12 protein-coding genes are annotated in these 12,142 nt (G+C 64.0%); 6 read left to right on the forward strand and 6 right to left on the reverse strand.

Annotated features, from left to right (window positions below):
• The first annotated feature begins 58 nt into the window (after window positions 1-58).
• Window positions 59-436: a hypothetical protein gene (locus tag CGU35_RS14355; protein ID WP_100812223.1), complete on the forward strand. Its 378-nt coding sequence runs from the start codon at window positions 59-61 to the stop codon at window positions 434-436.
• A 151-nt stretch (window positions 437-587) separates the two neighbouring features.
• Here the strand turns inward: CGU35_RS14355 and CGU35_RS14360 are convergent, their stop codons facing one another.
• The 4 genes from CGU35_RS14360 to CGU35_RS14375 form a co-directional block, all read right to left on the reverse strand.
• Window positions 588-1,319, reverse strand: a complete 732-nt coding sequence (locus CGU35_RS14360; RefSeq protein ID WP_100812224.1) for a hypothetical protein — start codon at window positions 1,317-1,319, stop codon at window positions 588-590.
• 455 nt (window positions 1,320-1,774) lie between these two features.
• Entirely contained in the window at window positions 1,775-2,566 is a 792-nt protein-coding gene (gene istB, locus CGU35_RS14365) for an IS21-like element helper ATPase IstB (protein ID WP_100812225.1), read from the reverse strand.
• Window positions 2,566-3,771, reverse strand: coding sequence for an IS21 family transposase (gene istA, locus CGU35_RS14370; RefSeq protein WP_100812226.1), 1,206 nt, complete (start codon window positions 3,769-3,771; stop codon window positions 2,566-2,568). The genes istB and istA overlap by 1 nt, the downstream gene beginning before the upstream one ends.
• Window positions 3,772-4,161: 390 nt before the next feature.
• The gene (locus CGU35_RS14375; RefSeq protein WP_100812227.1) at window positions 4,162-4,767 is read right to left on the reverse strand and encodes a hypothetical protein; all 606 of its coding nucleotides are present in this window, start codon (window positions 4,765-4,767) and stop codon (window positions 4,162-4,164) included.
• A 179-nt stretch (window positions 4,768-4,946) separates the two neighbouring features.
• Between CGU35_RS14375 and CGU35_RS14380 the strand changes: the two genes are divergently transcribed.
• Together CGU35_RS14380 and CGU35_RS14385 are read left to right on the forward strand one after the other, a co-directional pair.
• Window positions 4,947-6,293, forward strand: a complete 1,347-nt coding sequence (locus tag CGU35_RS14380; protein WP_157811341.1) for a hypothetical protein — start codon at window positions 4,947-4,949, stop codon at window positions 6,291-6,293.
• Window positions 6,294-6,565: 272 nt separating this feature from the next.
• Complete coding sequence (locus CGU35_RS14385; protein ID WP_100812229.1) at window positions 6,566-7,321, forward strand: DUF5677 domain-containing protein; 756 nt, start codon at window positions 6,566-6,568, stop codon at window positions 7,319-7,321.
• A 319-nt stretch (window positions 7,322-7,640) separates the two neighbouring features.
• Here CGU35_RS14385 and CGU35_RS14390 read toward each other — a convergent pair whose 3' ends face one another.
• On the reverse strand, window positions 7,641-7,844 hold the full coding sequence (locus CGU35_RS14390; protein WP_100812230.1) for a hypothetical protein: 204 nt from the start codon (window positions 7,842-7,844) through the stop codon (window positions 7,641-7,643).
• Between the two features lie 262 nt (window positions 7,845-8,106).
• On the opposite strand from CGU35_RS14390, the gene CGU35_RS14395 reads away from it, so the two are divergent.
• The 3 genes from CGU35_RS14395 (at window position 8,107) to CGU35_RS14405 (ending at window position 11,094) form a co-directional block, all read left to right on the forward strand.
• A complete protein-coding gene (locus CGU35_RS14395; protein WP_100814541.1) occupies window positions 8,107-8,856 on the forward strand; it encodes a hypothetical protein in 750 nt (249 codons plus the stop codon).
• Window positions 8,849-9,988 carry an XRE family transcriptional regulator gene (locus tag CGU35_RS14400; protein ID WP_100812232.1) on the forward strand — a complete coding sequence of 380 codons (1,140 nt, stop codon included), beginning with the start codon at window positions 8,849-8,851 and terminating at the stop codon, window positions 9,986-9,988. The genes CGU35_RS14395 and CGU35_RS14400 overlap by 8 nt, the downstream gene beginning before the upstream one ends.
• Window positions 9,989-10,563: 575 nt before the next feature.
• On the forward strand, window positions 10,564-11,094 hold the full coding sequence (locus CGU35_RS14405; RefSeq protein WP_100812233.1) for a hypothetical protein: 531 nt from the start codon (window positions 10,564-10,566) through the stop codon (window positions 11,092-11,094).
• Between the two features lie 27 nt (window positions 11,095-11,121).
• On the opposite strand, the gene CGU35_RS14410 is transcribed toward CGU35_RS14405, so the two are convergent.
• Window positions 11,122-12,060, reverse strand: coding sequence for a hypothetical protein (locus tag CGU35_RS14410; RefSeq protein ID WP_100812234.1), 939 nt, complete (start codon window positions 12,058-12,060; stop codon window positions 11,122-11,124).
• Window positions 12,061-12,142: the final 82 nt, after the last annotated feature.

The raw sequence follows: 12,142 nt of genomic DNA on the forward strand, positions 1-12,142 counted from the left end.
GGGTCGAGTCAACCCTGCTAGGTTGCCGGGATGAGAGCGTCCACCAAAAATTCTGCTCGTGCTTTCCTCGGTGTTGCTTTTGGCCGGTTGTGGGGCTTCCACACTCCCGGAGTTCGAGGCCGAGCAGACCAACCGCGACTTGATCGCCGATGCATCGACTTGGGCGCCGGAGATTAACCCCGACAGCACTCGCTATGTGGGCGAAGTCGAGGGCGCAGAGCTGTACCTTGCTCGCGGGGAAGGAAAGACATGCTTGGTCCACATCCGCGACCAGGAATGGGAGCAGATGGGCTGCGGAGCTGGCGGGGGTTTCGGCGCCGAGCTCGATAGCGGCACCCTGATCGAAGTGGGCACCTACAAGTTCCCGGAGGATAGGGTCGGTGGCGAAGAGCGGACGAAACTTAGCGAAAGCGTCTACGTCATCTCGAACCCATGACCTGCCGCATTCGCGAGCTCCTCCCGCGTCATCCCCTTGGGCGTCGCGAACTGCCTCGCTAGACGACCGGCTTACGAACTCACACGCTTCGCCGTTTGGAGACCTTCGTGAGCCCCGTGCTTAGGTTCCGGGGCTGCCCGTCCACCTTGCACTACAACGAGGCGTAGTACTTCTGGTACGCAAGAAGCTTCGAGTGCAACTCAAACCCGGCATCGCCGAGCTCGTCCGTCATCGCTGTGTGATGCTTGTACGCGTCCTGAGACACGAAATGGGCAAGCCTCGTGCTGTAGTGATCGCCGTCAGCTGAAGCCACCCGCAAGAACTTCGTGCGCCACGCTTGCGCGGTCTCCGCTAGATTGCCGAGGTGCCGCTCCAGTTGCGGGTCATGCACCGTTCGCGTCATGGGCAGTTCGGAGAGTTCATCAATCAACCGAACCGGTCCTCGCGGGATCTGGTACGGGAAGAACGAGCCCAATGTGGTCAATAGTTCCGGATCCGACGCATAGCGAAATAGCTGTTCGGCGACGGACCTGTCGATCTCACTGAGCGCTGCGCGAGGAGTCGGTGGGCCCGCTGATTCTAGATCTCTCAGTGCACCCCTCGCCTGTTCCGCCGCATTAGTTGCCGCTTCGGCATTCTGGGCTTCAATAGCCGCCGTTTGCTCAGCGACCTTGGCGACCTCAGTCACAGCTGCGAGGCGCGCGATTAGCAACACAATGGCGACAATGAGAACCACAATCGCTGCCCACAGAGACCAGACGGCGTTCTCGTTGATCCAACTGCCGATCTGCAGAATCCCGAAGATGATCGTCAGGACCGTTGCCAACGCGCCGGCGACGACTACGAGCGGCCGAAAGACGAACCTCCGGGGCGTCGATGTCATGCGCCGAGACTATCGGGGCATGGATCCAGCGCGTCTGCTTTCGCTATCAATAGCCAGCCCGGCAAAAACGGATGTCACTCACCTCATCCCGCGCTCATTGCCTGCTCGGCGGGTAAGGACCTTCGGTGGCGACACCCGAGTATCCCGCGTCGCTCGCCGCCACTCCGGCACGCTCCGCGACCGGCTGGCGGGCGCCAAGCCCGAGTGATGTCGAGCATTCTCTGTAGCTTGAGGAGATGACAAACGCTGTCACATCAGAGTGGAGCATTGTGCTTTCGCAGCCTCGGACACGAGCGGGCTCATTGGCCCGATCAGTCGTTCCGGAGCTTCCCGGTGTCTACGCGTGGTTCCGAGACGACGAGTGCGTATATCTGGGTAAAGCCTCGAGTGTCGACGACGCTCGAAAAGTAGGCCATTGCGACGTGTGAAAACGAGGCCACCTGGTTGTCGTTCGGTCAGTCTGCCGGATCTTGGGTTCTGATGCTCGGAAGGCTGTTGATCCCGCGTCCGCGGAGCCGGTAGCTGGCGCCCTTGAGGGTGAGGACGTCGGCGTGGTGGACGATGCGGTCGATCATCGCGGCGGCGACTGCTTGGTCTCCGAAGACGCCGCCCCAGCCCGAGAACGGCAGGTTGCTGGTGAGGATGAGCGAGGCGTGTTCGTAGCGGCTCGAGACGAGTTGGAAGAACAGGTTCGCGGCGTCTTGCTCGAACGGGAGGTAGCCGACTTCGTCGACGATGATCAGCCCGTAACGTCGCAGCCGTGCGAGCTCGCGAGGCAGGTTCCCTTGCCGGTGGGCGTCAGTGAGGCGGGTGACCCAGTCCGTCGCCGTTGCGAACAGCACCCGGTGACCGTGCCGGGCGGCGACGATCCCGAGCGCGGTCGCGAGGTGCGTCTTCCCGGTTCCGGGCGGGCCGAGGAGCACCACGTTCTGCGCTTCGAGGAGGAAGCCTCCCGATGCGAGCCCGGCGATCTGCTGCCGGGTCGCGGGTTGGACGTCCCAGTCGAAGTCCTCGAGCGTTTTCCGCGCGGGAAACCCGGCCGCTTTGATCCGCAACTCCGCGCCCGACGCGTTGCGGGCGCTCACTTCGCGTTCGAGGACGGCAGCGAGGTAATCCTCGAACGACCAGCCCGCATCACGAGCTTGGTCAGCCATCCGACTGGCGGCTTCGGTGATCCGGGGAGCTTTCAGCGCGCCGGCGAGGTAGGTGATCTGCTTGACCGACTCGGTCGGCTTCGCGGTGACCATCAGGCGACTCCTTCGATCCCGAACGCCCGGTCGTAGTCCGCGAGATCCCTCGTGAGGTCATCGCCGACGGCGGTCGGTCGCGGCTGCTGGAACTGCTGCCGCAACCGTTTCGCCGTCTCGACATGCGTGGGGTCGGTGACGGTGCTCCCGCGCGCCCAGACGCGGGCGTGGTCAGCGACGATCCGCCCGTCGAGCCGAACCCGAACCCGGTCGAGATCGGCGGTGACGTCGACGAGCCGTCCGATGACTTGCGGGTCGACGGAGTAATCGGACGCGTCGAGGCGGACGTAGTAGTCGCGCCCCAGCCTTACTCGCTCTCGCCAACCGAGTTGCAACGGGATCGGGGGCAACGGCAGCATCCGGGACCGGTCGTGCTCGATCAGATCGACCGGGCGGGCCTTGATCGTCCGCACGACCCTGCTGTTCGCTCTCTCGAGCCAGTCTGCGAGTTGAGCGTTGAAGTCCGCCGGTGAAGTGAACGTGCGGCCGGGCATGAACGAGGTCTCGAACCAGCCGTTGCGGCGCTCGACGATCCCCTTCGACTCCGGATCGTAGGGGCGCAGCTGGACGACCTTGGTGGCGAGGGTGCCGGCGAACGCGGCGACGCCTTGTGCGAGCCGACCCTTCTGCCCGATGCCGGGCTCGTTGTCCCAGATCAGCCTGCGCGGGACACGGCCGAGTTGCTGGATCAGCTCCCACGACCCGAGCAGCAGATCTTCCGTCTTGCGCGTTGGGATCATCTTCGCCGTCACGAAGCGTGAGTGCGCGGCGACGATCACCAACACGGGCAGCAGCACGCTCGTGCCGTCCTCGAGCGGGATCTTCGCCGGTGGGAACCAGAGATCGCATTGGGCCGCATCACCAGCAGCCCAGCTGAGCCGGTCAGCGGGGTCAACCGGGCGATGCTCCGGCCGCAACCGACGCACGTTCTCCCGGAACCAGGTGATCGACCCCGACCATTCGACCCGCTCCGCGATCACCGTCGCCGGCATCTCCGGATGCTCCGCCAGCAACGCTCGCACTTGCGCCTCGAACGGCGTGAACGACGTCTCCTGCGCCGGCCGCTCATACTTCGGCGGCCGATCCGACGCCAATGCTCTATCGACCGTTGACCTGCCGATACCCAGTTGCCTCGCGACCTGACGCTGCGGAACTCCATCCGCGACGAGCCGCCGAATCAATGCCCAATCCTCCACCGAGATCACCCACCCAATCTGTCTGGGTGGCCTCGTTTTCGCCCGTCGCTATGGCCTCGTTTTCAACCGTCGCCGACACTCGAGCCTGCGGTCGCGCCTCCGCTCGCACCTCGCCACATCTCTGGACCTGAGTCGGAGCACGCTGCGCTCCTGGGTCGCGGTCCGGGAACTCGGGCTCACGCGCGAGTACACACGTCGGCGCCCGACCGTCATGACGCCCGAGCAGGTTGCCGTTCTCACCGAGTGGATCCAAGGCTGCGACCTCTCATGGGTCACCACCACTACGAAAGAGGAGGGAGCTTTGCTCGAAGCACGTCTTCTCTCGGCGTGGCGTCCGCCGATCAACATGGCGTAGACGGACGCGCCGCAGTCACTGAGGGACCGAGTCGCTGACGGGGTCTAGGAGCCGTGTTCCGCTCTCACCCACGACTCGGGAATGCCAGCGTTCCATTCGTGGTCAGGTGGCAGTCCGACCCGTTGCGCGATCGCGAGGTCATGGTAGTTCGCAGGCAGAAGAACCGGGCAACGGCTCTGATCAGCTTCAAGCAGATCCCATCGATCCTCGTAGGCAGCAAAGGTTCGCAGCAGAACGCGGGAACGCTCCACCGGCGCGTTGCGCTTTCCTGGCGGCGCGTCGGGATGCGTGAGCCAATTCATGTGCTCGATCCATGCCGCGGCCGCAACATGGATGCGCGGCACAACAAAGTTGCGCGGGCGCTCGCGTAGGTCATGAGGAATGGCGACCATGACGAAGTACTCGCGGTCGTGAAGGCTCGGCTCCTGAGATTTCGAACCCAATGGCCAGCTGATCGAATCCATGCGGGCGCCGCGAGCGGTCTTCACCTGAATCTCAACGAGGCGTCGTTCCGCGCCTTCCGCGAGCACTGCAAGGATGTCGGTGCGTTCGAGTCCATCGCGTGTGAGCGCGGGTGCCCAGCCGCGGCGAGCGAGCTCGGAGGCAACATGATGCTCGCCGATCGTCTTCGTCTGCTTTGTGTCGACCATTGTCTGAATGGTATCGATGCGACTAGACATCGCACGCGCGCGGCCGGGCACGGCGCGCCGCGTCTCTTTTGAAGCCCCGCTCGGTGAAGGACCGGCCTGCGGGCGTGAAGTCGACCGCGTCGCGGAGGCGGAGCGCAACTTTCCGCATGAACGCGGGGCGGGTGTGGTTCGCTGGTCAGGTGCCTGCTGAACCGCACCCTTCGAGCGACTCGGACCAGTCGGAGACGAGTCCTGACGAGCCGACCAGCGCGGCCGCGGACGACGCTCAAGAGGATTCTTCTCACGAACTCGGTGACAAGCAGTCCGACGACGAGTCGGGCGATCCTCCACGGAGGACGCGTACCGTCTTGACGATCCTCGACGACGACGGCCAGCCGCCGGGATCGAAAGAGCTGACGGGCCTGAATGACGCGTTCCCGACCATGCCCACGGGCCGCATCTTCTCCGACGACTTCATGCGGACAATCAGCTCTGCGATCGCCCCGCACTTTGAGGGACTGCGGCTGGGCGACTCGGCGTCCAAGCTCATCGACCAGGCCTTCTCCACGGGCCTCTTCAACATGGAGTGGATAAACGCGGCAGGCCTTGCGCAGCATTCGTTCATCCCGCCCGGACTGAGTGAGGCCAGCACGCGAATGCTGACGTCGGCGATGAACGCGACCGAGTGGATGAAAGACGTCCCCGGACTCGCCGGCACAGGTTCCGCCATGCGTGGCTTCAACACGAACGTCCCCGGACTGACCGGCGTGGGTTCGCCCATACGTGGCCTGTTCACGGACTCTCAGCTCGAGGCGATGATGCCGGCGTTCAAACTGCCGGACCTGGGATCCCTTATCCAACTTCCGCCGTTCATCTTCGACTTCGACTTCAGCGGGTTCGCTAACGCACTGAAGCTGCGGCGCGTCACCCCCAACTGGTTGGACGTCGCTGCCGACCCTGATGCGATCGAAGCTCAGATCCACGCCGTGCTCGCGGATGGCATCCCGCTCGGCTGGGTGCCCGGCGCAACCGTCATCGACAAGCTGCTGCAGGCCGCGGATGGTCCGGCCCGCCGCCGGGTGATCAGCAACAACTGGCGTGGCATCCTCAACGACTGCGAGGACGTCGCCAGCGCGCTCCCGTCACGTCGAGCGCTGTTCCTCGCCGACATGATCCGGCGGGCGATCGCAGCATTGCGCGACCAGCACACTGAGGCGGCGCAAGCATTGGCTACGAACGTGCTCGACACCGTGATCTCGCAGTTCCGGGTGCCCAAACTGAACCTCGACAAGGGCGCGATCCTGAACCCGGATCAGAAGAAGAAGTTGGCCGCTCACGGGTGGCGTTACGCGTTCTCGCTCCTCCCGGCTCACGCGACGATGACCGGGAAATACGGGGTTGATCATCGCGGCACCGCATTCCATCGCAACGTCACGGCTCATGCCGCGACCCGCCGACAGTACAACCGCATCAACGCAGTCATCGCGATCATGCTTGCGTCATCGGTGCTCGCCTGCGCGGTTACGGATACGCCGACGTTCGACTGACCCTGAACCGCGTTTGTCCTGCTCATCGGCCGCGTGTACGCGCAGGCCCTCATCGGCGTTAGTAACGCCGATGCCAGTGACCCCGGCACCCACGCACCGCCGACCGTGCGCTCAGGGACGGACTCATGAAGCAGTCGTCGTCCTCCCGTCGCGCCTTCGAGTCAATGTCACCTCGGATTGCAGTCGAGTAGATCCGTCGAGACGTATCTCGCGAAGCTCACGACTCGACCCGCTGAGGCACATAGAGAGACCGCCCCGCTACTGTCAAAGTCGTGAGCGGCAAGAAGACGAAAGAGAAGCGGCGGGCACTTCGCGAGCGCCCCGCGGTTCTGGTCAACGCAGCATTCGCGAAGGCGAGCGCTCAGCGAGTGCTGACAGCAGACATGTCGGCCGTACCCGCCACGCGAGCGACCATCTTCATCGTCGGATGGCTTCGGAACATTTTCGAGCAGTCGCGCACCATCGCCGTACTTGCTGAGGCGGGGTTGTCGCACACCGCGGCTTCGAACCGGCGCTCGTTCGCCGAAACGATAGTCCGCCTCCAGTGGCTTCACGACATGCCGAAAGAGGAGCGTGTGAAGGCTATCGACGCGATGCTTGACCACGAGGTCGAGCTGACGAAGAAGGCATTCGACCATATACGTGAGATGGGCTACGACAGCTCAGTCGACCTGTCGGAGATGGATGAGATGGTGACCGATGCCGCGCAGGGTGAGGTCAAGAATCAGGCCCGCCAGTTCCTCGCGGCGGCGAAGTCCACCCAAGGACAGAGCGTCGGCCTGTTCTATGCCTGGCGAGAGGAGTCTCAGTATTCGCATGCATCGGGCGCCCTCGCTGCCGCGTACGCGAACCCCCAGCACGGACGGATCGGACCGACCGGACAGCCGCCGGTCGCCGACCCTGACCTCGAAGCGCACCGTCTTGCCACTTTCCTAGCCGTGTTCCTTGTCGGCCGACTGCTGATTGACGAGGGCGTCGCAGACGAGCTTGCACAGGCAGCCGCCACCGCATTCTTCAACGCGTACTGATTACATTTGGCTGGCTCGCCGAGCAGAGTTGCGCAGGACGCCGGGCCGCCGCGCGGTCAGCGACCGTCTTGCGATGAGGTCAGCGCTTCCGCCCGTCAAGAGCTAGTTGCCAGTTTGAGCCCGCGCACGAATGCTTGTGCGGACATCGGCCGTTCGGATTCCTAGCGCGACGAGTTGCGGTCGCATCTGCTGAAATTGGATCCGAGGAACAGCATGGTCTCGGGGGGCTGGTATCCGCCTGTAACCCCCTTCGGTCCCACCGAGGCCGACGGCACCGAAGGGGACCGTGAGTCACGCGCACGCCAGGTGCGCGTGACTCCTACTTCTTGCGGGTGCCGTACGGGCTCTGGTTGGTCGGCTTCAGCGAAACGCCGAGATCAGACGCGTGGGACTGAACGGCATCCGGCGTGCGACCGAGGTGAAGGCCGATGACGCGCGTGGGAGTGTTCCCCGCAGCCTCGCGGCGCAGTTGTGCGTTGTCGGCGGCGGTCCAGGGCTTGTTGTGGTTCTTCGGATCGGGCATGGTGCTGGCTCCTTACTGGTGACCTCGATCAACCGCGCCCCATAGAATCGTTGGTGTTCTTCCGGAACTCTCGACCCTGTGGCGGCACGACCGCTGCGGGGTCGTTTCGTTTGTCTCGGTTGAGACGAGCCGAGCATAGCGCATGCATGCGCAATTGGTGGAGAGAACTGAAGTTTTGGCGTGTCGCCATCGCCAAAGTTGCTAGCCGAGGTGTAGCTTTTTTGATGTCGGCAGGGCGTCGGCGCAACCAAGGGGGTCTCGCGTGGCTACACATCCGGATTGGCTTACCGAGCTGCTGGGGCCTCGCACGGTCGATGTCGTGGCCCGAATTCCGGATGGTCTGCACACCGCCAACGAGCGGGCGAAGGACGCACAGACCGCCAGCCGGCTTCGTCAACTGAACCCGTATGGCAACTCGTTGTGGCTCACCGTTCACGAAGAGATGGTCGCGGCTGCAGCCGCGGCGGGAGAGTTCGCGGCATACCGCCCCGAGGGCGCGTCGTACGACATCCCGGTCGTCAATGACACAGCCATCTATGCATATCGCCAGGACTCCCGGGTCAAGGAGAGCCTGGACAGCGCGGCAATGGAACCCCGCCGGATCCGTGATGCATTGGTTGCGCTGTCGAATCGGATGCCTCGCGCTCAGGTACTCGAGTTCGGTGCCGGTGAAGAAGAGGGCTGGGGAACCTCCGCGCCGGTGTGGCCGCGTCGCGCACTCCTCGTTCCCTTCGTCGCGAACGCCGACTCGGGGGTCCTCGGGGCAGGCCTCGGCCAGGGCCGACTCCGCGCAGACGGGTTCGTGGAATGGGTCCATTTCGTTCCTCTGGACCTCGATCTTTACCGGGCGGCACCGCAGCGCCTCCGCGAAGTCGACGCAGAACCTCGCTTCGACACCGGCATGATCCCAGTGCCTTCCATGTCTCCGCGGCGTCGAAAGGCGATTTCCCCGGTAGATGAGAACGAGATCGCGAGTGCGCGGGAAGCCGCGAAAGTTGTCTCTAATGACTAGTCCCACCGAACCTCGTACCGCCGACGTCGCGGCACTGTTCGACGCAGGCAGGCTCCGTCAAGCGCGGCGGCTCGCGGTGATGACGAAGCAGGCCCTGGCATCTCAAGTGGGGGTCTCGGCCGCTGCGGTTGGCCAGTGGGAAGCGGGAGTGAATGCTCCCCGTCCGAATGTGCTGGAAGCCGTAGCACGCGTTCTCGATGTTCCGGTCCCGTTTTTCGCGACAGGTCGGCCACGCGCTGTTCTCGACAGCTCCGACGCGCACTTCAAGTCTCTACGTGCTACGACGGTGGGGCAGCGAAGTAAGGCACTCGCCTACACGGAGCAGGTATGGGAGTTGACTCACGCGCTCGAACGCTGGGTGCAGTTCCCTGACATCAATCTCCCCACCCCCCGATCTGTTGACGGGCCTCTTGGCCGGGCCGCGTTGCGTGAAGCGGCAGAGGGCTTGCGTGAGCAATGGGGGATCCGTCTAGAAGAGCCGTTTCCGCACTTGACTCGTACTGCAGAAGCCAACGGCATCGTCATCGTCTTCGCCTCCTTCGCCGATGACGCCGAGGTCAAACGAATAAGCGCGTTTTCCACAAGCAAGCTTTCCCGGCCGCTTGTCGTCACGCCCCCGGACCGCATTGATGACGTCTACCGCCACCGCTTCAACCTGGCGCATGAGCTCGGTCATTTCGCTCTCCACCAGGACGAGGTGCACGGGGAGATCGAGATCGAACGGGAAGCCGACGCGTTTGCCGGCGAGTTGCTTCTTCCTGAGCGCGCGATGCGCGCAGCGTTGAGGCCGAAAATCGAATGGGACTACGTCGCGCACCTGAGTCAGAAATGGGGAGTCGAGATGAAAGCGATTGTGTACCGCTCCCGCCAGCTCGGCTTGCTCTCCGACGCCTCCGCGCGGCGTGCATACCAGCGGCTGGAGATGATGAAGAGCGCGGGTCTTGTGAAGTCCTCGCCGACAGCGAGGTACGAAGGTGAGACGCCTGTTCTGCTCAAACGGGCCTTCGACTACGCGCGGTCCGAAGGTGTCACCGTGACGGATCTCGCGCATGAACTTGGCTGGCGGGAGTCCACTGTTGAGCGGCTTCTTGGCAATGGCGACCGGCGCCCTCACCTGCGCCCACTTCTCTGACCGCGGTCAGTAGGCCGGCGCAGGCATTGGGGAGAGCGAAGCAGGCCAAGAAGCAGCGCCGTCAGCAGCGGGATCAGCTTCGGGACGTAGAGTTCTGGCACGGCGGTGCTGGCGATCTTCGTGCCGGCGGCTGGCTGCTTGCACCGAACATCACGCGGGATCCGAGAAGCGTGTCAACCCGCCTCATCGAGCTCTCGTGAGGTTAGTCCAAGCTCGCGCATGAGCGCGCGGGCGGCGGAACACGGACCGACGATTCGTGCCCAAGGGTTCGGTGCGAGCGCAGGGTTGGCCTCGCCGTGGCGGCGGCATGTGGGTCCTTCACGTCCCGATCGGACCGATCCGGAAGGCCTTGCCAAGAGGGATTTACGCCGGCCTCACGGGCGGCTCGGGAATAGGCTCCGGCGCCCATGCGTTGCACATAATGGGCGTGGCGCACGCCCTACTCCGATGTCTCGGTCCGCGCACCGACACAGACGACGACAAGGTCCACGGGATCGCGCTGTATCCAATTCTCAGTTGTCTTCGATTTCCCTCGTCGATTGCTGCGCGGAGCACATCGACGAAAGGTTGAGATCGTGACTACCCACCACAGCCGCAAGGCGCAGGTTCGCGCGTTCGCGGACCTGAACTCCATCAGCTACACCACCGCGTTCCGTCAGTTCGACGCGACCTCCGGACGCCCGTTGTATGCGGACCCGACACTGGCTCTGCCCGGACGTGAGGAACGCGAACGCGCGTGGGCTGCGGACCACGGGCTCAGTGTGGGCACGCGTGACTCGTGCTTCCACATGCTCGCGAGCGACAGCGGCCTCGTCGGCCGCTTCCACAAGTACGAGTCACGGGCATGTCTGTTCCGAGAGCCCACCCACGTGAGGGATCACGGCCGGGCCTACAACGTCAGGCCAGCTGGAGGGCGCTCTCGACTCGCCGTCGTCACCTTCGCTCCCTACTCGTCTTGGGACTACGACAAGCTCCAGGCTGAGGTCCGAAGCACCGCCGAAGAGTACGACTTGCGCTTCCGCATCGGCATGAGCGGTGATCAGACGTACGGGCTCTCGACAGTGCCGGTCGTCCTGTGGAACCCGCGGGTACTCGACCTGAGCTGAGGTTCCAGGACTTTCACCGCAGGGCGCTCACGCGGGTGCGTTCGAAGGTGGAGCCGCTCGGCGATTCCACAGTTCGTGCGCCTGGGAGATCATCTTGTGGGCGACGTCGAGGTGATTCCAGATGGCGACGGCGCTAGGTTCGACGTGCGCGATGGGTTGGTCCCGAACGTCCACGCCGATAAATTGCATGTCGGCCAGCAGGTTTATAGTGGACGGTTCGGCGTGCGCGATAGAGCTCGCCGTCGACCAATACCAGTAAGTCAGCGCGGGAGACAGCTCGTCCACATATTGACCCGCCTCGATCACCAGATTCCCCGGGGTGATGGCTTTGCGGACAGTGCGCGCATCGAGCCCAGCCTGTGACGCCATTTGGGTGAGATCCTCGAGCTGGCCGGCGACGAAGTCTTCCTGCGCCTGCAGGCCCGTGTCGTCGTCGGCGAGCTCGGCGTACTTGATAGTGAGCTTGCGGGAGTGGGTCAGTTCCCCAAACCGTAAGCGAAGGGAGTGGGTGATTCGCTCATCGCTGCTGTCCGGACCGAGCACCCACAGCGCGGCGGCCGCGGTCTCGTAGAGGGCGCGTATCATCACAAACTCCGCGGATAGGTGCAGGCGCAACTCGTCGCGGTTGTCGTTGACCACCATGCTGTCGAATCCGCGCATCAGGTTGTGGAACGTGAGGATGGCGTGGTCCGCCTGCTGCGCGGGGGTCACGTGTAGCAGCGGATCGTTCTTCGTTGCGACGCTCCGCTCGGTCGCCGGGAGCTTCGGCAACCTGAGCTCATCCCCGCGAAGGTCGGAACCGTCCTCGCGGGACATCACGCCGTCACGGTCGTGCATCGACCTTCGCCACACCTCGAGAAGGCCGCCGAGCTTCTGCTGCGCTTCCTGCTCAGAGACCTCGTCGCCGTGACGCTGAATGTATGTGCCCACCAGGCCTGCGAAGCGGTGGAAGCCGTCCGTCGTCATGCGATTACCCTAGGGTCCGCTTTGCCGGTCGCGCGGTAGCCGTCGGTGACCCGGTCGCGGGCAGCCTGTCGTTTGACGCTGG

The sequence above is a fragment of the Microbacterium sp. BR1 genome (genome assembly GCF_002812725.1).
In the GTDB taxonomy this organism is placed as follows: domain Bacteria; phylum Actinomycetota; class Actinomycetes; order Actinomycetales; family Microbacteriaceae; genus Microbacterium.